This is a genomic window from Pseudomonas sp. NPDC088444 (assembly GCF_044900175.1).
GTDB lineage: Bacteria > Pseudomonadota > Gammaproteobacteria > Pseudomonadales > Pseudomonadaceae > Aquipseudomonas.
Genome location: NZ_JBJDNK010000001.1, coordinates 856,345 through 880,079 on the forward strand (window position 1 = coordinate 856,345; position 23,735 = coordinate 880,079).

A 23,735-nucleotide genomic window follows, 5' to 3' on the forward strand; every position below is an offset into this window, starting at 1 on the left:
GAGGCCGGATTCGATATGAACACCCCAGTCGCCCCTCTTGACGCTGTGCAAACCCTGATCGTGGTTGGTAACGGCATGGTCGGACACCACTGCGTCGAACAATTGATCGCCGCAGGCGCACTAAACCGTTATCGCATTCACGTCTTTGGCGAGGAAGGTCAGCGCGCCTACGACCGCGTGCACCTCTCCGAATACTTCGGCGGGCGCGATGCCGAATCCCTGGCCCTGAGCGACGCTTCTTTATATGAGCAGGCCGGGCTGACCCTGCATCTGGGCGTTCCGGTGCTGGAAATCGACCGGGTTCGGCGCGAGGTCATCACTGCCCAAGGCTGCTTCAGCTACGACAAGCTGGTCCTGGCGACGGGCTCTTACCCGTTCGTGCCCCCAATTGAAGGCGCTGAGGGGCACTCGCGTCTGGTGTATCGCACCCTCGACGACCTGGACACCCTCCGCGCCGCTGCCAGCCAAGCGAAACGCGGCGTGGTGGTCGGCGGCGGGCTGTTGGGACTGGAAGCGGCCAATGCGCTGAAATCCCTTGGCCTGGAAGCTCATGTCGTCGAATTCGCCCCACGCCTGATGCCGGTGCAACTGGACGATTTCGGCGGTGCCGCATTAAAAACACGCATCGAGGCCCTCGGCGTCGGCGTGCACCTGTCCCGCGCCACGCAGTCGATCACCCGAGGCGAGGAGTACCGCTATCGCATGAATTTCGCCGAGGACGAATTCCTCGAAACCGACCTGATCGTGTTTTCCGCAGGCATTCGCCCGCAAGACGCCCTCGCCCGCCAGTGCGCACTGGAACTCGGGCCGCGCGGTGGCATCGCCATCGATGAGCACTGCCGCACCAGCGACGCCGACATCTTCGCCATCGGCGAATGCGCCGCATGGAATGGCAGCGTGTTCGGCCTGGTTGCGCCGGGGTATCAGATGGCGCGCAATGTCGCCGCGCAGTTGTGTGAGCAGGACGCCCAGCCGTTCTTCGGCGCTGACATGTCGACCAAGCTCAAGCTGCTGGGTGTGGACGTCGCCTCGATTGGCGACGCCCACGGCGCATTGACCGGTGCACGCAGTTACCGCTTCATCGACGAAGCCACAGCCAGTTATCGGCGTCTGGTCGTGTCGGCGGATGGCAAACAGGTGCTGGGCGCTGTGCTGGTCGGCGACAACAGTTACTACGACACCCTGCTGCAATACGCCCAAAACGGCATCAAGCTGCCCGCCGATCCGTCGAGCCTGATCATGCCGCAAAGCGAAGGCGCGCCGACACTCGGCGCCGACGCCTTGCCTGCGACGGCCACCATCTGCTCCTGCCACAACGTCAGCAAAGCCTCGATCTGCTCGGCCATCGACGGCGGTTGCACCGACCTCGCTGGCATCAAGGCCTGCACCAAGGCTGCCACCGGTTGCGGCGGCTGCGCGGCGTTGTTGAAAAGTGTGTTCGAACACGAACTGACCGCTCGCGGCGTGGCCGTAGACAAAAGCCTGTGCGAGCACTTCGCCTACACCCGTCAGGAGCTATACGCCTTCGCTCGGGTCGAAAAAATCGAAACATTCGAAGACATGCTCACTCGTCACGGCAAGGGCCATCTTGGTTGCGACATCTGCAAGCCAGCGGTCGGCTCGATCCTTGCGTCTTGCTGGAACAAGCCGATCATGGACCCATCGCTGGTGCCATTGCAGGACACCAACGACACGTTCATGGCCAACATGCAGAAGAACGGCACCTATTCGGTGGTCCCGCGCATTCCGGCGGGTGAAATCACCCCCGAGGGCCTGATCGCCATTGGTGCCGTGGCGAAGAAATACGACCTGTACACCAAGATTACCGGCGGGCAGCGCATCGACCTGTTTGGCGCGCAGTTGCACGAATTGCCGGACATCTGGGCCGAACTGATCGCCGCCGGGTTCGAAACCGGGCATGCCTATGGCAAATCGACGCGCACGGTAAAGTCTTGTGTAGGCAGCACCTGGTGTCGCTATGGCGTGCAGGACAGCGTGCAAATGGCTTTGAACATCGAGGATCGTTACAAGGGGCTGCGCTCGCCTCATAAATTGAAGTTCGCGGTGTCGGGCTGCACCCGAGAATGCGCCGAAGCGCAGAGCAAGGACATCGGGGTGATTGCCACCGAGAACGGCTGGAACCTGTATGTCTGTGGCAATGGCGGCATGCGCCCGCGTCACGCCGAGCTGTTCGCCACGGACCTGGATGACGAAACGCTGATTCGCTACATCGACCGGGTGCTGATGTTCTACATCCGCACCGCTGACAAGTTACAACGCACGTCGGTATGGCGCGAATCGCTGGAGGGCGGGCTGGATTACCTCAAGGCCGTGGTCATCGACGACAGCCTGGGGCTGGCCGCCGAACTGGAGGAACAGATGCAACTGGTGGTCGACCGTTACGAATGCGAATGGGCCAACGCCCTCAAGAGCCCGGAAAAGCTCAAGCGCTTCCGCACGTTCGTCAACGATAAAAGCGCCGACCCGGACATCCATTTCGTCAAGGAACGCAGCCAGCGTCGTCCGGCGCGCAGCCATGAACTCAACCTGATTCCTGTGGAGATCGCACGATGAGCCCGACCGGTGCAGTGATGATGGACCTTTCCAAGACCCAAGCCTGGCGCGCGGTGTGCGCCCGTGACGACCTGGTGCTCAACTCCGGCGTCGTCGCGCTGGTGGGTAACCAGCAAGTGGCGTTGTTTTACGTCGCCTGCATCAGCGGGACGCCGCAGTTGTTTGCCGTCGATAACCGTGATCCGGTGTCGGGTGTGAACGTGATCGGGCGCGGACTGGTGGGCAGTGTCGCGGGCAGCCTGGTGATCGCCTCACCTCTATATAAACAGCATTACCGGCTGGAGGATGGGTTGTGCCTGGAAGATCCGGCGTTGAAGTTGAGGACCTGGCCGGTGCGGTTGAGTGGCGATGTGGTGGAGGTGGATGTGGGGTAGCGGCAGGTCCACAACCTGTGGGAGCCGGCTTGCTGGCGAATGCGGTGCCTCTGATACGAAAGTATCGCCTGACACGACGCCTTCGCCAGCAAGCCGGCTCCCACAGGTTCGGCGTCGAACAAAAGGCATGGAGCCGACTCGGTCATTGTGGGAGCCAACCGGGAGGGGAAGGCGGTTGACCAGGTAACATAGAATCTCCCAAAAGGGTTATTCCCCAAGGTATTCCTTCCCACCCACCAAATCCCAGGCACAAAAAAAGCGACCCTAAGGTCGCTTTCTCTGTCGTATCGAGGAGTTCAAGGGCCTCGATACTCAATATGGCGCAGCGGACGGGACTCGAACCCGCGACCCCCGGCGTGACAGGCCGGTATTCTAACCGACTGAACTACCGCTGCGCGTAACACCTTTCAACGAGTGGTGGGTGATGACGGGATCGAACCGCCGACCCTCTGCTTGTAAGGCAGATGCTCTCCCGGCTGAGCTAATCACCCTTGTCTCTCGGTGTGGCGCGCATTCTACGGAGCGATCCCACCTCTGGCAAGCACTTTTTCAAATAATTTTTATAATCCCGCCAAAGGCTTACATCAGGGTTGGCCGAAGGGTCGCGGCAGCGAATAATGCCCCCCTTTGTATAAAGGAGAGATGTAACCCATGTGGTTCAAAAACCTGCTCGTGTATCGCCTGACCCAGGACCTGCCATTTGACGCCGAGGCGCTGGAAGCCGCATTGGCGACCAAGCCTGCACGCGCGTGTGCCAGCCAGGAGTTGACCACTTACGGTTTTGTCGCGCCATTCGGCAAAGGTGAAGACGCACCACTGGTACACGTCAGCGGCGACTTCATGCTGGTCTCGGCGCGCAAGGAAGAGCGCATCCTGCCGGGCAGCGTGGTCAATGACGCGCTGAAAGAGAAAGTCGAAGAGATCGAGACCGAGCAGATGCGCAAGGTCTATAAAAAGGAACGCGACCAGCTCAAGGACGAAATCGTCCAGGCGTTCCTGCCTCGCGCGTTCATTCGCAAGTCGTCGACCTTCGCCGCCATCGCGCCGAAGCAGGGCCTGATTCTGGTCAACGCCTCCAGCCCGAAACGCGCCGAAGACCTGTTGTCGACCCTGCGTGAAGTGGTCGGCTCGTTGCCAGTGCGTCCAGTGACGGTAAAAACCGCGCCGACCGCGATCATGACCGACTGGGTCAAGTCCGGCGAAACGGCAGCCAATTTCTTCGTGCTCGACGAGTGCGAACTGCGCGACACCCACGAAGACGGCGGTATCGTGAAGTGCAAGCGTCAGGACCTGACCAGCGACGAAATCCAACTGCACCTGAGTACCGGCAAAGTCGTCACTCAATTGTCTTTGGCCTGGCAGGACAAGCTGTCGTTCGTGCTGGACGACAAGCTGACCGTCAAGCGTCTGAAATTCGAAGACCTGCTGCAAGATCAAGCCGAACAGGACGGCGGCGACGACGCGCTGGGCCAACTGGACGCCAGCTTCACCCTGATGATGCTGACCTTCGGCGAGTTCCTGCCGGAGCTGTTCGAAGCGTTGGGCGGTGAAGAGATTCCGCAGGGGATCTGATTCACCACCGAACCTTGTGGGAGCCGGCTTGCTGGCGAAGGCGTCATTTCAGACACTTAGGGGCTGAATGACACACCGCCTTCGCCAGCAAGCCGGCTCCCACAGTTTCAAACCCCGGTTCATCCAACAATAAAAGGAGCAAGCCATGCGTGCGCTGGCTGCATTGAGTCGTTTTGTCGGTAACACCTTCGCGTACTGGGTGCTGCTGTTCGCCGTGCTGGCGTTCCTGTTTCCGAGCTGGTTCATCAGCCTGAAAACCCTGATCGTCCCACTGCTGGGACTGGTCATGTTCGGCATGGGGCTGACCCTGAAGCTGGAAGATTTCTCCGAGGTCGTGCGCCATCCATGGCGTGTAGCGCTGGGTGTGGTTGCGCATTTCGTGATCATGCCGGGGGTGGCGTGGTTGCTGTGCCAGGTGTTCCACCTGCCTGCGGAAATCGCCGTCGGCGTGATTCTGGTCGGCTGCTGCCCGAGCGGCACCTCGTCCAACGTCATGACCTGGCTGGCCAAAGGTGATCTGGCGCTGTCGGTAGCCATCGCCGCCGTCACCACCCTCCTCGCCCCGTTGCTGACCCCGGCGCTGATCTGGCTGCTGGCCTCGGCGTGGCTGCCGGTGTCCTTCATGGAAATGTTCTGGTCGATCCTGCAATTCGTGATGCTGCCGATCGTACTCGGCGTAGTCGCCCAGCGCGTACTCGGCGAAAAAGTGAGCTACGCCGTCGATGTGCTGCCGCTGATTTCGGTGGTGAGCATCGTGATGATCGTCTGCGCAGTGGTGGCGGCCAGCCAGGCGAAGATCGCCGAATCGGGTCTGCTGATCATGGCCGTGGTCGTGCTGCACAACAGCTTTGGTTTCCTGCTGGGTTATTTCACCGGCAAGCTGTTCAAACTGCCGTTGCCACAGCGCAAGTCACTGTCGCTGGAAGTCGGTATGCAGAACTCCGGCCTCGGCGCCGCACTGGCCGCTTCGCACTTCTCACCACTGGCAGCGGTACCCAGCGCGCTGTTCAGCGTGTGGCACAACATTTCGGGGGCGTTGCTGTCGACGTATTTCAGGAAGATGGAGCCTGAGGCGGCGGTGACAGAAGACAGACCGGTAGCAGGCTGACACCCCGCATCAGCCTATGGGAGCGAATTCGCTCCGGCGGCATTCCGACGATTGGCCCGTACATTCGACAGATCTCTATCGGCTGTAGGATCGCATCGTCGGGATGCCGCCCAGAATGAGTTCGCATCCACAGTTGAATCTGCGTCAGGCTCGGACAAGGCACTGCCCGCCCTCTCAGCAGTCAGTGGCCTTGAGAAAAATCGCCGCCAAGGCTTCGATCCCCGCCTGATCCACCTCACTGAAACGCGCCAGACTCGGGCTGTCCAGGTCCAGCACGCCAATCAAGCGCCCGTCCTTGATCAACGGCACGACCAGCTCGCTGTTCGATGCGCTGTCACACGCGATGTGCCCTGGAAACTCATGCACGTCCAGCACGCGCTGGGTTTCGCGGGTCTGCGCGGCGGTGCCACAGACGCCTTTGCCGAACGGAATGCGCACGCAGGCAATCTGCCCCTGAAACGGGCCAAGCACCAGTTCTTCGTTGCGGTTGAGGTAGAAACCCGCCCAGTTGAGGTCTTCCAACTGGGTATACAGGAACGCCGAAAACTGCGCGGCGTTGGCGATGAAGTCGCGCTCGTCCGCCAGCAGGGATTCCAGTTGGGCGGTCAGCAGGTTGTAGCCATCAAGGCCCTGCCCTGCGGCATTCAAATCGATCATGGATGTTGCTCCAGCATTTTCAAACCAACCCAATAACGGGCGAACTGATAGGCACAACGGCCGTTGCGGTTGCCACGGCCCGTGGCCCAGCGCACCGCCAGAATGTCGAGTTCGTGGTCACGCTGCCATTGCAGCCCGGCCTTGCCCGCCAGTTCGCCGATCCAGTGCTCCACCACGTCCAGGTAATGCTCCTGCGTGAATGGATAGAAGGACAGCCACAAGCCAAAGCGGTCGGACAAGGCAATCTTGTCCTCGACCGCCTCGCTCGGATGAATTTCGCCATCGTCGCCGCGCTGCCAGTGCGCGTTGTCACTTTCCTTTTCCGGCACCAGATGGCGACGGTTGGACGTGGCGTACAGCAAGACGTTATCCGGGGCCTGCTCCAGCGAACCGTCGAGCACGCTCTTGAGGACGCGATAATCCCCCTCACCGGATTCGAACGACAGGTCATCGCAGAACAGCACGAAACGCTGCGGCAGCTTCTGCAATTGCTCAACGACGCGAGGCAGATCGCCCAGATGATCGCGTTCGATCTCGATCAGGCGCAGCCCAGCCTTGGCATGCTCGGCCAGCAAAGCGCGAACCAGCGAAGATTTACCTGTCCCGCGAGACCCCCACAGCAACGCGTGGTTGGCAGGCAGGCCATCGATGAACTGCTGAGTGTTGCGCCCCAGTTGCGCGCGCTGCTGATCGACGCCGATCAGGTCCGACAGACGCATGTCCAGCGTCACGTCCAGGGGCAGAAGATAACCGGTACGGCCCTCGCGCACCCAGCGGGCGGCCAGCGAGGTGTTCCAGTCTACCGGCTCGCGCACGGCGGGCAACAAAGGCTCAAGCCGCGCCAGAACCGACTCGGCACGTTCCAGAAATGCGTTCAACCGAGAATCCACGTTGTCTCCTTGATTTAACTGGTTAAAGCCGGTCTGCGATCAGCTATGCTTGGCCCGCAACGGACACACGAAGTGCAAGTGCCCCTGGGATCAAGTGCCCTTATGGATATACCGATCACTCACCGACTGTCGTTCAAACAGGCCCGTTTGACCGTGCTGATCGGATTCCTGCTGGGAACCCTGTTCAGCCTGGCGCAGATTGCGATCGATTATGCCAGCGAAGACGCCTCCATCGATCGTGAAATTCGCTCTCTGCTGCAAATCAGCCATAATCCGGCCTCGCGCATCGCCTACAACATTGATGCCGAACTTGCGCAGGAACTGATTTCGGGCCTGCTGCACTCACCCGCCGTGGTCAGCGCACGCCTGATCGACAATAACGACGTCCTGCTGGCCTCGGTGTCACGCCCGCTGACGGAAAGCCCCTACCGCATGTTCAGCGACTTCCTGTTCGGCAAGAGTCGTCAGTTCGAGGATGCGCTGCATCTGGATCACATGCCCAACGAGACCATCGGCACGCTGCAACTGGAGGTCGACACCTTCGCGTTCGGCAGCCACTTTCTTCAGCGGGCGGAAATCACCCTGCTCAACGGCTTCGCCCGCAGCCTGGTGTTCGCGGGCATCCTCATGGGGTTGTTTTACCTGACACTGACCAAGCCGCTGACCGGTGTCATCCGCGCCCTGTCCAGTCGCGACTCAAGCAGCCCCGAGCAAGCCCCGCTGCCCTGCCCGCCCGGCCATGAGCGCGACGAAATCGGCGTGCTGGTGCAGGTCGCCAACCAACAGTTCGAAAATGTCGCGTCCGAATTTGGCCGTCGACGGGATGCCGAAAACCGCCTGACCGAGCACCTCAACGAGCTGGAAAACGTGGTATCGGCCCGCACCCAGGAACTCAAGGCCAGCAACGCTCGGCTCAGTCAGTCCAACGAAGAATTGCAGATCGCCCGCAGCACCGCGCTGGACATGGCCCACGCCCGCTCGGCGTTTCTGGCGCACATGAGCCATGAAATTCGTACGCCGCTCAACGGGCTGCTGGGCATGCTCGCGCTCTCGCTGGACGGGCCGTTGAGTGCCGAACAGCGCCAGCAACTGTCGATTGCTCACGACTCGGGCAAGGTGCTGGTGGAACTGCTCAACGACATCCTCGACCTGTCGAAATTCGACGCCGGACAATTGGAGCTGGAACGTATCCCCTTCGATCTGGCCACTTTGATCGAAGACACCGCCACCTTGTTGTCGCAGAACGCCGCCGCGACGGTGGAGCTGGCCTGCCTGATCGACCCGGCGTTTCCGGCCTTGGTGCTGGGCGACCCGACGCGGGTCAGGCAGATCGTCAGCAACCTGCTCTCCAATGCGCTGAAATTCACACGAACAGGACGCGTCGACCTGCGGTTGAGCCAGCAAGGTGACAGGGTGCGCATCGAAGTCTGCGACACCGGGATCGGCATCGCCAAGGATGCTCAGGCCAGGATTTTCCAGCCCTTCACCCAGGCGGAAGCGGCGATCACACGCCAGTATGGCGGCACCGGGCTGGGCCTCACGCTGACCCACAACCTGTGCGAAGCCATGGGCAGCCAGTTGAACATTGAATCCACGCCCGGCGTGGGCAGCCGTTTCTATGCCGATTTGCCCCTCCCCGCCCACACCCCCGCAACCCCATGGCCAAGATTGAAAGGCCGCGTGGTGGTGGTCAGCCCGCTCAACAGCGGCCTGACGGAATTACTGAGCAGGTTGTTGCCTGAATGGGGCATCGAGTATCGCCATTTCTCGACCCCGGATTTACACCCCGACACCCAGCCCGACCTGCTGATCACGGACTGCCTTGAGTGCCTTGTCGGGATTCGCCCGGCCACCCGAATTCCCATTCTGCTGGTGACGGCGTATGGCAATTTCATGCCAGCCAGCCAGGTCGAGGCCTTGGCGCCGTTGCAACAACAGGCGCGCCCACTCTCGCGCGCCGTGCTGCATCAAGCGTTGTCCCGAAGTTTGAAAACAGATGCGCTGATGCCTGACGATTTGCCCGGCAGCCCATTGGTCGCGCCCCATCGCGCGCGGATTCTGTTGGTGGAGGACAACCCGGTGAACCAGTTGGTGGCCAAGGGCATGCTCAGCAAGCTGGGGTGTGAAGTGGTGGTCAGCAGCCACGGCGGGGAGGTCTTGCAGCAGCTTGAGCGCGGACGTTTCGATCTGGTGCTGATGGACTGCAACATGCCGGTGATGAACGGTTATGAAGCCACCCGGCTGATTCGCCAAAGCGGGAAATGGCCTGATTTACCGATCATCGCCCTGACGGCCAACGCCATGCCCGAAGAACGCGAACACTGCAGGACAGCGGGCATGAACGACTATCTGGCCAAGCCGTTTCATCGGGAAGAGTTGATCACCGTGCTGGATCAGTGGATTCCGGTGGTGCAGACGAACTGAGCGCAGTTGTTTGATTCTGCCCGCAAGGCGTAGGAATGGGGCTTGCCCCTACGGCCTCCGGCCAGAATCAAGCACCCGACAGCGATTCAATTATTTAAGCAACGCCTCAATATCCGAGGTCAGCTCTTCCGGCTTGGTCAACGGCGCATAGCGTTTGACCAGTTTGCCGTCCTTGCCGACCAGGAATTTGGTGAAATTCCACTTGATGCGCTCTGACCCCAACAGACCTGGCGCCTGCTTTTTAAGCTGAACGAACAACGGGTGAGCGTTGCTGCCGTTCACATCGATCTTCTTGAACAACGGAAAACTCACCCCGTAGTTCAACTCGCAGAATTCGGAGATCGCACCTTCATTGCCCGGTTCCTGCTTGCCAAACTGATTGCAGGGGAAGCCCAAAACGACCAGGCCTTGATCCTTGTAACGCTGCCATAGCTCTTCGAGGCCTTTATATTGTGGTGTGAACCCGCATTTGCTCGCCGTGTTCACCACCAAAACGGCCTTGCCCGCATAGTCCGCGAGGGTTTTCTGCTCGCCCTTGATCGTCTGCACCGGGATGTTCAGCAAATTGTCGCTCATGGCGAGGCCTCGAAAAGAATCAAACCGCCAAACTAGCGCGCCAGTGATTGGCGCGCCATCGAATTACTCAGCGTGATATCACAGCATCAAGCGTCGCGGGGCACCAGGTCCAGGCAGACCGAATTGATGCAGTAACGCAGGCCGGTCGGTGGCGGGCCGTCCGGGAATACATGACCCAGGTGAGCATCGCACTTGGCGCACACCACTTCGGTGCGAATCATGCCGTGGCTGACATCACGCACTTCCACCACCGCACTGCCTTCGATCGGCGCGTAAAAGCTGGGCCAGCCGCAGCCGGAATCGAACTTGGTGGTAGAGTCGAACAGAGCATCGCCGCAGCACACGCAGTGGTAGACGCCCGGCGTTTTAGTCATGTTGTATTTGCCCGTGAAGGGCCGTTCGGTGGCCTTCAGACGGCAGACCTGATACTGCTCTGGGTCGAGCATCTGCTTCCACTCTTCGAGGGTTTTTTCCAGCTTGTCCACGGGTACACCTCCAAACTCAAAAAGCCCGAACTGTGTCTTTTCCACGGATCGGGCGGCACGTATGATTGCGCCTTCGTCGGACGCCAGTCTGTCACCGGCCTTGAAGGCATACAAATTCATTTTGATGGCGTCGTGCTCATAGATTCGCCTTCGTTGCTTACGGCAAATCGTTCTCTTTGGGATCAATCACCATGCAGTTCAGCAAATCGAACAAGCTCGCCAACGTCTGCTACGACATTCGCGGGCCCGTGCTCAAGCACGCCAAACGTCTGGAAGAGGAAGGCCATCGCATCCTCAAGCTGAACATCGGCAACCCGGCACCGTTTGGTTTCGAGGCACCTGACGAGATCCTGCAGGACGTGATCCGCAACCTGCCGACCGCGCAGGGCTACAGCGACTCCAAAGGCCTGTTCAGCGCCCGCAAAGCAGTGATGCAGTACTACCAGCAGAAGCAGGTCGAAGGTGTCGGCATCGAGGACATCTACCTGGGCAACGGCGTGTCCGAGCTGATCGTAATGTCGATGCAGGCGCTGCTGAACAACGGTGACGAAGTGCTGGTGCCTGCGCCGGACTACCCGCTGTGGACTGCTGCCGTTGCGCTGTCCGGCGGCAACCCGGTGCATTACCTGTGCGACGAGCAGGCCAACTGGTGGCCGGATCTGGACGATATCAAGGCCAAGATCACGCCGAACACCAAGGCCATGGTCATCATCAACCCGAACAACCCGACCGGCGCCGTGTATTCGAAAGAAGTGCTGCTGGGCATGCTGGAGATCGCTCGTCAGCACAACCTGGTGGTGTTCTCCGACGAGATCTACGACAAGATCCTGTACGACGATGCCGTGCACATCTGCACCGCTTCGCTGGCGCCGGACCTGCTGTGCCTGACCTTCAACGGGCTGTCGAAATCCTATCGCGTAGCGGGTTTCCGCTCCGGCTGGATTGCCATCTCCGGCCCGAAACACAACGCCCAGAGCTACATCGAAGGCATCGATATCCTGGCCAACATGCGCCTTTGCGCCAACGTGCCGAGCCAGCACGCGATTCAGACCGCGCTGGGTGGCTATCAGAGCATCAACGATCTGATCCTTCCGCCAGGCCGCTTGCTGGAACAGCGCAACCGCACGTGGGAACTGCTCAATGACATTCCCGGCGTGAGCTGCGTCAAGCCGATGGGCGCGCTGTATGCCTTCCCGCGGATCGACCCGAAAGTCTGTCCGATCCACAACGACGAGAAGTTCGCGCTGGATCTGCTGCTGTCCGAGAAACTGCTGATCGTTCAGGGCACCGCGTTCAACTGGCCTTGGCCGGACCACTTCCGCGTGGTGACCTTGCCACGCGTGGATGATCTGGAAGCGGCGATTGGCCGGATCGGCAATTTCCTGAAAACCTACAAGCAGTAGTGCTGCTGATCGTGCCCACGCTCTGCATGGGCACGCATCCCGTGACGCTCCGCGCCACCCTGCAGGGGACGCGGAGCGTCCTGTGCGGCGTTACCACGCAGAGCGTGGGAACGATCAGTATTACTTGAACGCTCTACCCCCGCCCTCTCGTCCATGGTCCATAATTGCCTTGGCGACGCAAAAAGACACAGTTTGAAATAGTCGCCCGGTTGAATAGCCTCCGACATCACCTTATATACCCGCAACGCGTTACACATTCTTCACGAGGAGAAATTCCAGATCATGATGCGCATCTTGCTGTTTTTGGCCACTAACCTTGCGGTCGTGCTGATTGCCAGCATCACCCTGAGCCTTTTTGGCTTCAATGGTTTCATGGCGGCCAACGGGGTTGATCTGAACCTCAATCAGCTGCTGATCTTCTGCGCCGTGTTTGGTTTCGCCGGTTCGCTGTTCTCGCTGTTCATCTCCAAGTGGATGGCCAAGATGAGCACCGGAACCGAGATCATCACCCAACCCCGCACCCGCCACGAACAATGGCTGCTGCAAACCGTGGAACAACTGTCCCGCGAGGCGGGCATCAAAATGCCGGAAGTCGGGATTTTCCCGGCCTACGAAGCGAACGCCTTCGCCACCGGGTGGAACAAGAACGACGCACTGGTCGCCGTAAGCCAGGGGCTGCTGGAGCGCTTCTCGCCTGAAGAGGTGAAAGCGGTACTGGCCCACGAAATCGGCCACGTGGCCAACGGCGACATGGTGACGCTGGCGTTGGTTCAGGGCGTGGTGAACACCTTCGTGATGTTCTTCGCGCGCATCATCGGCAACTTCGTTGACAAGGTGATCTTCAAGAACGAAGAAGGCCGGGGCATGGCGTTCTATATCGCGACCATCTTCGCCGAAATCGTGCTGGGCTTCCTGGCCAGCGCCATCGTCATGTGGTTCTCGCGCAAACGCGAATACCGCGCCGACGACGCCGGTGCTCGCCTGGCCGGTACTGGCGCGATGATCAGCGCGTTGCAGCGCCTGCGTTCGGAACAGGGTGTTCCGGTGCAAATGCCTGATAGCCTGACCGCTTTCGGCATCAATGGCGGCCTTAAACACGGCCTCGCAGGCCTGTTCATGAGCCACCCGCCGCTGGAAGACCGTATCGAGGCCTTGCGCCGTCGCGGTTGATTCGCAGTGCTGTAATGAGAAAGGGCGACTTCGGGTCGCCCTTTTCTTTTGCCAAGATAAACCGCTCCAACTCCGGACGGCTACAGAGACAAACAGTTACTATCGGCGAAACATCCGGTAGGCGTATTCCATCAACTGCGTCACTCCCGCCTGCTTGAACTTGGCGCTCTTTTCCAGCACGTCCCACTCTCCCACCTGCTTCACTCGCCACTCTGGCGACAGCAGTTGCTGCACCTCGTCGCCATCCACAGCGAAGGGAGGCCCGTCGATCCGAGATTGGTCGTAATCCAATGTGATCAGCAGGCCGCAGGAATCCTCTCCCATGAGTCGATTCAACTGTTGAACGTACTGCCAGCGCATGCTTGCGGGCAGCGCGATCATCGCGGCGCGGTCGTAAAACGCTGTGCATTCGCCGATGTTTTCCGGTTTGAGCGCAAAGAAATCGCCGCACCAGATCTCACACGCTCCGTAGCGGTACAGTTTGAAATCTGCGTGCTCCTCGACCCTGGGAGTCAAACCCGCTTCGCTGAACCACGCAGCGACGGCGGTTTCGGACAACTCGGCGCCGACGACGTAATGGCCTTGATCCAGAAGCCAGTGGATGTCGATCGTCTTCCCGCAGAGAGGCACGAAAACACGCTCACCCGACTGAACCGTCAGCTCTGGCCAGAGCTTCACAAGATACGGATTCACCTCCGATTGATTGAAACCTATCTGATTGATCGCCCAGCGCTCATGCCAAAACTGCGGCTCCATAAATGCTCCTGATATTTCGATCAAACGGCACTAAAACTTATATTAGATTTAGATCAATGATCTGCCTGATCATGGCCACTATCTTATACGCTCAGGACGTTCGACATGTTCCCCAGCCTGTTCATTTCTCATGGCTCCCCCATGCTCGCTCTGGAACCCGGTGAAAGTGGCCCGGCACTGGCGCGTCTGGCCGCTGAACTGCCACGGCCCAAGGCGGTGGTGATCGTGTCAGCGCACTGGGAAAGCAACGATTTGCGGGTCAATGGCAATCCGCAACCGGAAACCTGGCACGACTTCGGCGGCTTCCCCGCGGAGCTCTTCGCCGTGCAATACCCGGCATCCGGGCAGTTGGCCACGACACACCGGGTCATGGAGCTGCTGGCTGCGGCCGGCCTCCCGGCGCACATGGATTCCCGCCGCCCGTTCGACCATGGGGTCTGGGTGCCGCTGTCGCTGATGTACCCGAAAGCGGACGTGCCAATCGTGCAGGTGTCATTGCCGTCGCGCATGGGGCCTGAATTACAGACCCGCGTCGGCGAGGCATTGAGCCCGTTGCGTGAAGAAGAAGTGCTGGTGATCGGCTCAGGCAGCATCACCCATAATTTGCGCGAGCTGGATTGGCACGCAGGGCCAGAAAGCGTCGAGCCTTGGGCGCTGGTGTTTCGTGACTGGATGGTGGAGAAACTGGCGGCCAACGATGAAGTGGCCTTGCACGATTATCGTCGGCAGGCTCCGAATGCCGTGCGCAATCATCCGACCGACGAGCATCTGCTGCCGCTGTATTTCGCGCGGGGTGCGGGCGGTGAGTTCAGCATCGCGCACCAAGGCTTCACCATGGGCGCGTTGGGGATGGATATTTACCGGTTTGGGTAACGCTCCTGCATATACGCATTCTGCGACGCAAAAAAATCCCCGGACCAGCCGGGGATTTTTTTGTTCAGACGATCAGCTCAACGCCAATCAGTCTTCGCGGTAGCGACGCAGCTTCAGCTGTTTGCCCGCAACGCGGGTGTCTTTCAGCTTGGCCAGCAGACGCTCCAGACCTTCCTCTGGCAGCTCGACCAGACTGAAACTGTCGCGCACCTGGATGCGACCGATGGCTTCGCGAGCCAGGCCACCTTCATTGAGGATGGCGCCCAGCAGGTTCTTCGCGGCGATACCGTCACGCGCGCCCAGCGCAGTACGGCAACGGGCACGGCCTTCAGCCAGCGGCATCGGCGCGCGACGCTCGCGGTCGCCACGATCAGGACGGTCGCCCGACGGACGATCACCACGTGGCGCACTGTTCGGCACCAGTGGACGCTCTTTCTCGATGGCCGCCAGGTTCAGCGCTTGACCGTTGGTCGCCTTGCGCAGCAGCGCAGCGGCCAGGGCACGCGGGCTGCAGCCGATGTCAGCAGTCAGACGGTCGAGCAGGTCACCATGGCTGGCTTCGGCGTCGGCAACCAGCGGCGCGAGGCTGTTGGTCAGTTTCTTGATGCGGGCATCCAGAACAGCTTGCGAATCGGGCAGGCGAACCTCAGCTACCCGCTGACCGGTCACACGCTCGATCACTTGCAGCATGCGGCGCTCACGTGGCGTGACCAACAGCAGCGCACGGCCTTCGCGACCGGCGCGGCCGGTACGGCCGATACGGTGAACGTACGACTCCGGATCGTACGGCATGTCGACGTTGAACACGTGAGTGATGCGCGGAACGTCCAGACCACGGGCCGCGACGTCGGTGGCGACGACGATGTCCAGACGGCCGTCTTTCAGCGAGTCGATCACGCGCTCACGCTGGTTCTGGGCGATGTCGCCGTTCAGCGCAGCGGCCTTGTAGCCTTTGGCTTCCAGAGCGCTGGCCAGGTCCAGAGTGGCCTGCTTGGTGCGTACGAACATGATCAGGGCGTCGAAATCTTCGACTTCCAGCAGGCTCAGGACAGCCGAGGTCTTCTGGTCAGCATGAACCAGCAGGTGAGCCTGCTCGATCGCGGTGACGGTCTGGGTCTTGCTCTGGATCTTGACGTGTTTCGGGTCTTTCAGGTGACGCTCGGCGATCGCACGGATCGACTGCGGCAGCGTGGCCGAGAACAGTACGGTCTGACGGCTTTCAGGCATGGCGTTGAAGATGACTTCCAGGTCATCCATGAAGCCCAGCTTGAGCATTTCGTCAGCTTCGTCCAGCACCAGATGGTTCACGGTGGCGAGGACTTTTTCGTCGCGACGCAGGTGGTCGCACAGGCGGCCCGGCGTGGCGACAACGATTTGCGCGCCATTGCGGATGGCTTTCAGTTGTGGGCCCATCGGCGCACCGCCGTAGACGGCCACGACATTTACGCTTGGCATCTGCTTGGCATAGGTTTCGAAAGCGGTGGCCACTTGCAGGGCCAGTTCGCGGGTCGGCGCGAGGATCAGCGCTTGCGGCTCGCGTTTGCTTGGGTCGATGCGGTTCAGGATAGGCAGTGCGAAGGCTGCGGTTTTACCGGTACCTGTCTGCGCCTGACCGATCATGTCGTGACCGGCGAGGATGATCGGGATCGATTGTTGCTGAATCGCCGACGGCTCTTCGTAGCCGGTCGCGATGACGGCAGCAACAATATTCGGATTAAGGTCAAGAGCGGCGAAGCCGCCGGTTTCCTGGGTCATGGGTCTGCCTCTGAGTGCATCCGCAAAGACCCATGCTTCAAAGCTGCGCGTGCCGTGTAAGACCCGAAGGTCACCCTGGCTGCTTTGTCGGCGGGGATTTGCGAAAACGTATTGATGAATGGATCGTCAAGGATAGTTCGTGGGGGAACCGGCTTGCGGAGAGTGCCTCGCAAACACACGCCATGACGACGGCCCTATGAAAGACCGGCGCGCACTATACCGGAATTGCCAAAAAAAAGGAGCATTTTTTTCACACAACCAAGTCCTTGCGGCCAACGGTCACAGGCTTTGCGCAAACCTGTGCCAGTGTCTATTTTTTCAAGGCCCGGTATTACTGGCGGCGGGGGCTTAAACGTTTCACCTCATCAGTCAGGCAGCCCACCCTCCTCTCCTACTCAGCAGCAGGATTCTGGACATGACCTCTTCGATCAAAGGCCACGTCACCCGGGAACAGCGCGGCGCCATCATGCTCATCGGGCTGGACCGCGTGGCCAAACGCAACGCCTTCGACATGCACATGCTCAATGAACTGAGTCTGGCCTACGGCGAATTCGAACGCTGTGAACAGGCGCGGGTCGCCGTGGTGTTCGCTCACGGCGAGCATTTTACTGGCGGGCTGGATCTGGCGGAGACCGGCCCTACGCTGGTCAACGGTTGGCAATTGCCGGATGGCGGTTACGACCCGTGGGGCGTTTTCGCAGGCCCGCGGGTCAGCAAACCGGTCATCGTCGCCGCCCAAGGCTACTGCCTGACACTGGGAATTGAGTTGATGCTGGCCGCCGACATCAATCTGTGCGCGAGCAATGCGCGCTTTTCGCAGATTGAAGTCCAGTGCGGTCTGTTCGCGTTTGGCGGCGCAACGCTGCGCATGCATCAGATCGCCGGATGGGGAAACGCGATGCGCTGGCTATTGACCGGCGATGAGTTCGACGCTCACGAAGCACTGAGCATGGGACTGGTGCAAGAGGTCCTGGTGCAGGAGGATTTGCTGGCTCGTGCGTTGCAGTTGGCCGGTCGCATTGCCGAACGTGCGCCACTGGGCGTTCGGGCCACCTTGGCGTCAGCGCGTCTGGCGGTGCGAGAGGGCGAGGAACAAGCGGCCAGACAACTGTTGCCGCAAATTCGGGAGGTGATGTCCAGTGAAGACGCCAAAGAAGGCCTGCGCGCCTTGATCGAACGCAGGCCGGGCCAGTTCACCGGCCATTGAGCGTTTTCAGGTCGCTGCACGCAGGGTCTTGATCAGCGGCAGCATCGAATAGCCGAGCTGCGGGGCAAGGGCTTCGGCGCGGGCAGTCAGCGCGCCGATGTCCAGCGTCTGGTCCAGATCGGACGGCACGATAAGGATCACGTTGCCTTCCTTGACCGGCAGCTCCCAGTAATGCCGGTGGTAAAGCCCGCGCAATAGCGCCGCACCCAAAGGCTTGCCGTCATCAGAGGCCCACTGGTTGATGATCAGCCAGCCACCGGGATTGAGGTGTTGCTGGCATTTCTCCAGAAAACCCCATGCCAGATGACCCGCCGCAGGGCCGGTGTCGGTGTACAGGTCGACGAAGATCAGGTCGGCGGTTTCAGCCGAGGGCAACAGCTCAAGGGCGTCCCCCACTCTTATATAAAGACGGGGGTCATCGGTCAGGCCCATGTATTCCATGGCCAGACGCGGTACATCCGGGCGCAGCTCGATGGCTTCGACGTCCTCCAGTGGCAAAAAGCGCAAGCACGCCTGGGTCAGTGTTCCCGCGCCCAACCCCATGAACAACGCACTTTCCGGCGCGTCATGGCACAACGCGCCGATCAGCATCGCGCGGGTGTAGTCGTACTCCAGCCAGCTTGGGTCAGAGGTGAAGGTGCAGCTCTGCTCGATGGCATCGCCGAACTCCAGAAAGCGATAGTCCTCCACTTCCAGCACGCGAATCATGCCGAAGTCGTCGTGAACTTCGGCCAGTACGCGCTCTACACGCTGCTCGGTCATTACGGCTCTCTTGCAACAAGTGATGGACACCCTGCGAGCGCTGGCAGCCAGGCACCCAGTGTGTGGAAAGCGCGGATTGTCAGCCATGCGCCCCCCGCAGGTCACGCAAATTATCGGGGCGGCTGCTACCATGGCCGTCCCCTTGCTTTGATTTCGAGAAGAAGATGAGCCACCCGTGGAGCCCCGATAGCTGGCGGACCTTGCCAATCCAGCAACAACCCCAGTACCCCGATGCCGAGCACGTGCTGCGCGTGGAGCAGACGCTGGCCAGCTACCCGCCGCTGGTGTTCGCCGGAGAAGCCCGCGAACTGCGCCGACAGTTTGCCGAGGTGACAGAGGGGCGCGCGTTCCTGCTGCAAGGGGGCGACTGCGCCGAAAGCTTCTTCGAGTTCTCCGCCGCGAAAATCCGCGACACCTTTAAAGTGCTGCTGCAGATGGCGATCGTCATGACCTTCGCGGCCGGGTGCCCGGTGGTCAAGGTCGGGCGTATGGCCGGTCAGTTCGCCAAGCCGCGCTCAGCCAACGACGAAACCGTGGATGGTGTGACATTGCCCGCCTACCGTGGCGATATCGTCAACGGCATCGGTTTCGACGAGAAGAGCCGCGTGCCCGATCCGGATCGCTTGTTACAGGCCTATCACCAGTCCACCGCCACCCTGAACCTGCTGCGTGCCTTCGCGCAGGGTGGTTTCGCTGATTTGCATCAGGTGCACCAGTGGAATCTGGACTTCATCGCAGGCTCGGCGCTGTCGGACAAGTACAGCCAGCTCGCCGACCGCATCGACGAGACCTTGGCCTTCATGCGCGCCTGCGGTATGGACACCTCACCGCAGTTGCGCGAAACCAGTTTCTTCACGGCCCACGAAGCCTTGCTGCTGAATTACGAAGAAGCCTTCGTGCGTCGCGACAGCTTGACCAACGACTTCTATGACTGCTCGGCGCACATGCTGTGGATTGGCGACCGCACCCGCCAACTGGACGGCGCCCACGTGGAATTTCTGCGCGGGGTGAAGAACCCGATTGGCGTGAAAGTCGGCCCAAGCATGAACACCGATGACCTGATCCGCCTGATTGACATTCTCAACCCGGACAATGACCCCGGCCGCCTGAACCTGATCGCCCGCATGGGCGCGAACAAGGTTGGCGACCATTTGCCAGGGCTGATTCGCGCCGTGGAGCGTGAAGGCAAGAAAGTGCTGTGGAGTTCCGACCCCATGCACGGCAACACGATCAAAGCCAGCAGCGGCTACAAGACCCGTGACTTCGCGCAGATTCTGGGCGAGGTAAAGCAGTTCTTCCAGGTGCATCAGGCCGAAGGCACGTATGCCGGTGGCATCCACATCGAAATGACCGGGCAGAACGTCACCGAATGCATCGGCGGCGCACGTCCAATTACTGAAGATGGTTTATCGGACCGTTACCACACGCATTGTGATCCACGGATGAACGCTGATCAGTCGCTGGAACTGGCATTTTTGATTGCCGAAACGTTGAAGCAGGTGCGTCGATAAGTCTGCGCAGCCCTCTGTAGGAGTGAGCTTGCTCGCGATAGCGGTGTATCAGGTTCATTTTTATGATTGAAGCACCGCCATCGCGAGCAAGGTCACTCCTACAGAGAATGCATTTGAGCCCGCAACCGGGCACCACTGGCCCGCTGGCAGTTGATCAACACCTCCGGCAACCCCAGCCAATCGGCCAGAGTTCTGAGGTGCTGCGCCAACGCCTGCATCCCTTCGTCGTCCAGCCCCGGCTCCTCCTCATGAACGGCATGCACGGCCAGCCGTCCCGCCGCTCGCTCGGCACGCAGGTCAACACGCGCCGCGATCCGTTCGTGATGCAAAAAAGGCAGTACGTAGTAGCCATACACTCGCTTGTGGGCAGGGGTGTAAATCTCCAGTCGATAATGAAAATCGAACAAACGCTCGGTGCGTGCCCGTTCCCAGATCAGGGAATCAAAGGGTGAAAGCAGCGCACTGGCCGCCATTTTTCGCGGGATCTTGAGTTCCGGCAGCACATAAGCGGGCTGTTTCCAGCCTTGCACCTGAACCCGCTCAATAGCGCCCTCTTCCAGTAACTCGGCGATCCCGGTTTTGGCCGGGACCGGGTCCAGACGGAAGTAATCGCGAATATCTTTCTCGACGGCAACACCCAGCGCACCGACGGCACGCAGCAACAAGCCGCGCTGGGCCTCGGCTTCGCTCAGTTCGGGGTGATCGATGATCGCAGACGGCAGCACCCGCTCCGGAAGGTCATACAGCCGCTCAAAGCCACGCCGCCCAGCGACCGTCACTTCGCCCGCGGCGAATAGCCATTCCAGCGCGTGCTTTTCATCGCTCCAGTCCCACCACGGGCCCGCGCGCTCCTGGCGGGTGTTGAGGCTCCCTGCCCCCAACGCCCCCTGATCGCGCACCGCTTGCAGCACGTTTGCAATGGTGGATTGCCGTTCCCGACCGAACTTGGCCATTTGTTGGTAGATGCCTTCGCCTTGAGCAGCACGCTTCATGCGCCAGCGCATCAGCGGGTACAGCGCCACCGGCAGCAACGACGCTTCGTGGCCCCAATATTCGAAGAGTTTGCGCTGCCGCCCCTGACTCCAGGCGGCCTGGTCCAGCAGCTTCTGCGGGTAGTTGCCCAAGCGCGAAAACAGCGGCAGGTAGTGCGACCGCACCAAAGCGTTGACCGAATCGATCTGCACCACACCAAGGCGTTCGATCAACTGGGTAACGTGGCGAGACGTAATCGTCGCGGTAGGTTGGCGGCCACTGAAACCTTGGGCCGCCAGCGCCACACGGCGCGCTTGCTTGATGGACAGTTGCTGTTGCGTCGGCAGTTCTGCGGGCATGCGAGACCTCCTGGTCGGTCCACAAAACTACCTGACTGCGCCGCGTCTGTGTAGCAGTAGGCCGTGCGCATGCTTGTGGGCGATTCTATGTTGTCTGGTCAACTGCATTCCTCGAACGCCGCCCGCACCAAGGCGGCTCCCACAATGTCCGCGCTGGAGCACAACCTCCTGCTCGACGCTGAACCTGTGGGAGCCGCCTTGGTGCGGGCGGCGTTCCGACGAATCCGTGGGGCCTATTAATGCTTCATTGGATCATCCCAGAACGGCCGCTCGGACTCTTCGATGACATCCGCTCGCGACAAGCCCATGTCTTTCAACGCGGCGTCGCTCAAACTGGCCAGTTGCACACGTTCACGATGCAACTTGCGCCAGCGGGCAATTTGGCCAATGGCGGCATGCCAGGCGCGCTCAATTGCTGAATCATGGGACAGGGTTTTCAGAACCAGTACGTAACCTTTTTGACCTTTCATCGTCTTGCCCTCCAAGTGGGGATGGGCAGATTGTTGCGCCGAGATTAAGATCAATCCAACGAATGTTTCTGATGCACTGCATCTGGGAGATTGATCCATGGCCACCTACCCCAGCATCGACAGCGAACTGCTGCGCACCTTTGTCGCCATCGCCGATCAAGGCGGGTTCACCAAAGCGGGTGAGGTCGTGAACCGCACGCAATCGGCGGTCAGCATGCAGATGAAGCGGCTGGAAGATGACGTGGTGCAGCGCCCGTTGTTTCAGAAAGACGGCCGCGTGCTGAACCTGACGGCGGAGGGGCAGGTGCTGCTGGGTTATGCGCGGCGCATCCTCAAACTGCACAGCGAGGTGTTCAATACCCTGCGCGAGCCGCACATGGTCGGCACGGTGAAGATCGGCACACCGGATGATTACGTCATGCGCTTTCTGCCCGGCATTTTGTCGCGCTTCGCGCAGGCCTACCCGTTGATTCAGGTGGAAGTGCATTGCGAATCGTCGGCACAGTTGCTGCAACGGCAGGATCTGGATTTGAGCATCGTGACCCGCGAACCGGGCAAGGAGATCGGCCAGATTCTGCGTCAGGAACGGTTTGTCTGGGCCGAGGCGGCAGGCTTCTATCCGCATGAACAAACGCCGATGCCGCTGGCGATGTTCAACAGCGATTGCTTCTGCCGATTGTGGGCAAGCAATGCACTCGACGCCTCGGGCCGCGAGTACCGCATCGCCTACACCAGCGCCAGCTTGTCCGCCATCATGGCAGTGGTCAGCGCAGGTCTGGCAGTGACGGCCCAGTTGGAAAGCCTCATCACCTCGGACCTGCGAGTGCTTGGCGAGGCGGAAGGACTTCCGCAACTGCCCTCGGCGAGTATCGTGCTGCTGCGCAACCCGAACAATCCTTCGCCGATCACTGAATGCCTGGCCGATCACATTGCCGAGGGGTTCAAACTGTAAGCGTCAGATCCTGAAGCACAGCATGATCGCGCAGATCACCAGAAACACGCAGAACAGCGAGCGCAGCAGGCGTTCCGCAAGGCTGTGGGCCAACGCAACGCCCCAACTGATGCTGGCCAGGCCGCCGATCGCCAACGGAATTCCCATCAACCAGTTCACATGACTGTGCAGCGCATAGGTGAAGAGCGTGATGGTCGTGGCCGGAGCTGCCAGTGCCAGCGCCAGACCTTGGGCCACCACTTGGGTGGCGCCAAATACGCCGGTCAGGATCGGCGTGGCAATCACTCCGCCACCAACGCCGAACAAGCCTGCCGTCACGCCAGAACCCACGCCCAGCGCCCACAGCCAATTACGGTGACGCAGCTCGGTCCCGGCGTTGCCCTTGCGCCAGTACATCTGGATCAGGTTGAAGGCCGTCAGGACGATCAGGAAGCCCACGAAGCCGATGCGCATACTCTGGGCATCGACTCGCACCGCCCACAACGACGTCAGCCAGGACACAAAGAAGCTCGGCACGATCAACATTAACGCATTGCGCACCGAAATTCGGTTGCGCTGGTTATAACGCCACAACGCCAGCAGCACGTTCGGCAATACCATCAGCAGCGCGGTGCCTTGCGCCAGTTGCTGATCCAGACCGAACAGCACACCCAATGCCGGGATCGCCACCAATCCGCCACCAATTCCGAACAGGCCACCCAATGTGCCCATGGCGGCGCCCAACAGCAGGTACATCACAACATCGACAATCACGCTCGGTCCTCTATATGAATCTGCGCGCATGCTACGCAGTCAAATCGATCGGCGAAATCGGCAGACGGCCATTAACGTGCACGATTCGTGAAATATCGATTCACGCATCGTGCAGAGAAGACTGTCGCACAA

At 60.3% G+C, this 23,735-nt stretch carries 21 protein-coding genes and 2 tRNA genes; 11 read left to right on the forward strand and 12 right to left on the reverse strand.

All coding sequences use genetic code 11. The features are described from left to right. Positions 1 to 15: 15 nt before the first annotated feature. Positions 16 to 2,574: a nitrite reductase large subunit NirB gene (nirB, locus tag ACI2KB_RS04040; protein WP_404631588.1), complete on the forward strand. Its 2,559-nt coding sequence runs from the start codon at positions 16 to 18 to the stop codon at positions 2,572 to 2,574. Further along, positions 2,571 to 2,948 carry a nitrite reductase small subunit NirD gene (gene nirD / locus ACI2KB_RS04045; RefSeq protein ID WP_404631590.1) on the forward strand — a complete coding sequence of 126 codons (378 nt, stop codon included), beginning with the start codon at positions 2,571 to 2,573 and terminating at the stop codon, positions 2,946 to 2,948. Before nirB ends, nirD begins: the two co-directional genes overlap by 4 nt. A 318-nt stretch (positions 2,949 to 3,266) precedes the next feature. Here nirD and ACI2KB_RS04050 read toward each other — a convergent pair. Further along, a tRNA-Asp gene (locus tag ACI2KB_RS04050) sits at positions 3,267 to 3,343 on the reverse strand. A 20-nt stretch (positions 3,344 to 3,363) separates the two neighbouring features. Beyond that, positions 3,364 to 3,439: transfer RNA gene (locus ACI2KB_RS04055), tRNA-Val, on the reverse strand. A 160-nt stretch (positions 3,440 to 3,599) separates the two neighbouring features. Here ACI2KB_RS04055 and rdgC point away from each other — a divergent pair. Next, entirely contained in the window at positions 3,600 to 4,520 is a 921-nt protein-coding gene (rdgC, locus tag ACI2KB_RS04060; RefSeq protein WP_404631592.1) for a recombination-associated protein RdgC, read from the forward strand. A gap of 145 nt (positions 4,521 to 4,665) precedes the next feature. Beyond that, the gene (locus ACI2KB_RS04065; RefSeq protein ID WP_404631594.1) at positions 4,666 to 5,628 is read left to right on the forward strand and encodes a bile acid:sodium symporter family protein; all 963 of its coding nucleotides are present in this window, start codon (positions 4,666 to 4,668) and stop codon (positions 5,626 to 5,628) included. Positions 5,629 to 5,802: 174 nt separating this feature from the next. Here the strand turns inward: ACI2KB_RS04065 and ACI2KB_RS04070 are convergent, their stop codons facing one another. Together ACI2KB_RS04070 and ACI2KB_RS04075 are read right to left on the reverse strand one after the other, a co-directional pair. After that, positions 5,803 to 6,285 (reverse strand): GAF domain-containing protein, encoded by a 483-nt coding sequence (locus tag ACI2KB_RS04070; protein ID WP_404631596.1) that lies wholly within the window; start codon positions 6,283 to 6,285, stop codon positions 5,803 to 5,805. Beyond that, positions 6,282 to 7,175 (reverse strand): ATP-binding protein, encoded by an 894-nt coding sequence (locus ACI2KB_RS04075; RefSeq protein WP_404631598.1) that lies wholly within the window; start codon positions 7,173 to 7,175, stop codon positions 6,282 to 6,284. Before ACI2KB_RS04075 ends, ACI2KB_RS04070 begins: the two co-directional genes overlap by 4 nt. 102 nt (positions 7,176 to 7,277) lie before the next feature. On the opposite strand from ACI2KB_RS04075, the gene ACI2KB_RS04080 reads away from it, so the two are divergent. Further along, positions 7,278 to 9,599, forward strand: a complete 2,322-nt coding sequence (locus tag ACI2KB_RS04080) for an ATP-binding protein (RefSeq protein ID WP_404631600.1) — start codon at positions 7,278 to 7,280, stop codon at positions 9,597 to 9,599. Between the two features lie 90 nt (positions 9,600 to 9,689). Here the strand turns inward: ACI2KB_RS04080 and ACI2KB_RS04085 are convergent, their stop codons facing one another. Together ACI2KB_RS04085 and msrB are read right to left on the reverse strand one after the other, a co-directional pair. Next, positions 9,690 to 10,175, reverse strand: a complete 486-nt coding sequence (locus ACI2KB_RS04085; protein ID WP_404631602.1) for a glutathione peroxidase — start codon at positions 10,173 to 10,175, stop codon at positions 9,690 to 9,692. 86 nt (positions 10,176 to 10,261) lie between these two features. Beyond that, positions 10,262 to 10,660, reverse strand: a complete 399-nt coding sequence (msrB, locus tag ACI2KB_RS04090; protein WP_404631604.1) for a peptide-methionine (R)-S-oxide reductase MsrB — start codon at positions 10,658 to 10,660, stop codon at positions 10,262 to 10,264. A 191-nt stretch (positions 10,661 to 10,851) separates the two neighbouring features. Between msrB and ACI2KB_RS04095 the strand changes: the two genes are divergently transcribed. Beyond that, complete coding sequence (locus ACI2KB_RS04095; protein WP_404631606.1) at positions 10,852 to 12,063, forward strand: pyridoxal phosphate-dependent aminotransferase; 1,212 nt, start codon at positions 10,852 to 10,854, stop codon at positions 12,061 to 12,063. A 282-nt stretch (positions 12,064 to 12,345) separates the two neighbouring features. After that, positions 12,346 to 13,233 (forward strand): protease HtpX, encoded by an 888-nt coding sequence (gene htpX / locus ACI2KB_RS04100; protein WP_404631608.1) that lies wholly within the window; start codon positions 12,346 to 12,348, stop codon positions 13,231 to 13,233. 99 nt (positions 13,234 to 13,332) lie between these two features. Here the strand turns inward: htpX and ACI2KB_RS04105 are convergent, their stop codons facing one another. After that, positions 13,333 to 13,989 carry a thiopurine S-methyltransferase gene (locus tag ACI2KB_RS04105; protein ID WP_404631610.1) on the reverse strand — a complete coding sequence of 219 codons (657 nt, stop codon included), beginning with the start codon at positions 13,987 to 13,989 and terminating at the stop codon, positions 13,333 to 13,335. 105 nt (positions 13,990 to 14,094) lie between these two features. Here ACI2KB_RS04105 and ACI2KB_RS04110 point away from each other — a divergent pair, with 105 nt between their 5' ends. Beyond that, positions 14,095 to 14,862, forward strand: coding sequence for a DODA-type extradiol aromatic ring-opening family dioxygenase (locus tag ACI2KB_RS04110; RefSeq protein WP_404631612.1), 768 nt, complete (start codon positions 14,095 to 14,097; stop codon positions 14,860 to 14,862). An 87-nt stretch (positions 14,863 to 14,949) separates the two neighbouring features. Here the strand turns inward: ACI2KB_RS04110 and ACI2KB_RS04115 are convergent, their stop codons facing one another. After that, the gene (locus ACI2KB_RS04115) at positions 14,950 to 16,617 is read right to left on the reverse strand and encodes a DEAD/DEAH box helicase (RefSeq protein ID WP_404631614.1); all 1,668 of its coding nucleotides are present in this window, start codon (positions 16,615 to 16,617) and stop codon (positions 14,950 to 14,952) included. A 415-nt stretch (positions 16,618 to 17,032) separates the two neighbouring features. On the opposite strand from ACI2KB_RS04115, the gene ACI2KB_RS04120 reads away from it, so the two are divergent. Then, a complete protein-coding gene (locus ACI2KB_RS04120; protein WP_404631616.1) occupies positions 17,033 to 17,824 on the forward strand; it encodes a crotonase/enoyl-CoA hydratase family protein in 792 nt (263 codons plus the stop codon). Between the two features lie 6 nt (positions 17,825 to 17,830). Here the strand turns inward: ACI2KB_RS04120 and ACI2KB_RS04125 are convergent, their stop codons facing one another. Next, complete coding sequence (locus ACI2KB_RS04125) at positions 17,831 to 18,586, reverse strand: spermidine synthase (protein WP_404631618.1); 756 nt, start codon at positions 18,584 to 18,586, stop codon at positions 17,831 to 17,833. Positions 18,587 to 18,750: 164 nt separating this feature from the next. On the opposite strand from ACI2KB_RS04125, the gene ACI2KB_RS04130 reads away from it, so the two are divergent. Next, entirely contained in the window at positions 18,751 to 20,097 is a 1,347-nt protein-coding gene (locus ACI2KB_RS04130) for a class II 3-deoxy-7-phosphoheptulonate synthase (protein WP_404631620.1), read from the forward strand. A gap of 98 nt (positions 20,098 to 20,195) precedes the next feature. Here the strand turns inward: ACI2KB_RS04130 and ACI2KB_RS04135 are convergent, their stop codons facing one another. Together ACI2KB_RS04135 and ACI2KB_RS04140 are read right to left on the reverse strand one after the other, a co-directional pair. After that, positions 20,196 to 21,428 carry a winged helix-turn-helix domain-containing protein gene (locus tag ACI2KB_RS04135; RefSeq protein ID WP_404631622.1) on the reverse strand — a complete coding sequence of 411 codons (1,233 nt, stop codon included), beginning with the start codon at positions 21,426 to 21,428 and terminating at the stop codon, positions 20,196 to 20,198. A 236-nt stretch (positions 21,429 to 21,664) separates the two neighbouring features. Then, positions 21,665 to 21,898: a DUF1127 domain-containing protein gene (locus tag ACI2KB_RS04140; protein WP_404631741.1), complete on the reverse strand. Its 234-nt coding sequence runs from the start codon at positions 21,896 to 21,898 to the stop codon at positions 21,665 to 21,667. Between the two features lie 97 nt (positions 21,899 to 21,995). Here ACI2KB_RS04140 and ACI2KB_RS04145 point away from each other — a divergent pair, with 97 nt between their 5' ends. Continuing rightward, positions 21,996 to 22,850, forward strand: coding sequence for a LysR substrate-binding domain-containing protein (locus tag ACI2KB_RS04145; RefSeq protein ID WP_404631624.1), 855 nt, complete (start codon positions 21,996 to 21,998; stop codon positions 22,848 to 22,850). 3 nt (positions 22,851 to 22,853) lie between these two features. Here the strand turns inward: ACI2KB_RS04145 and ACI2KB_RS04150 are convergent, their stop codons facing one another. Then, positions 22,854 to 23,585, reverse strand: coding sequence for a sulfite exporter TauE/SafE family protein (locus ACI2KB_RS04150; RefSeq protein ID WP_404631743.1), 732 nt, complete (start codon positions 23,583 to 23,585; stop codon positions 22,854 to 22,856). Positions 23,586 to 23,735: the final 150 nt, after the last annotated feature.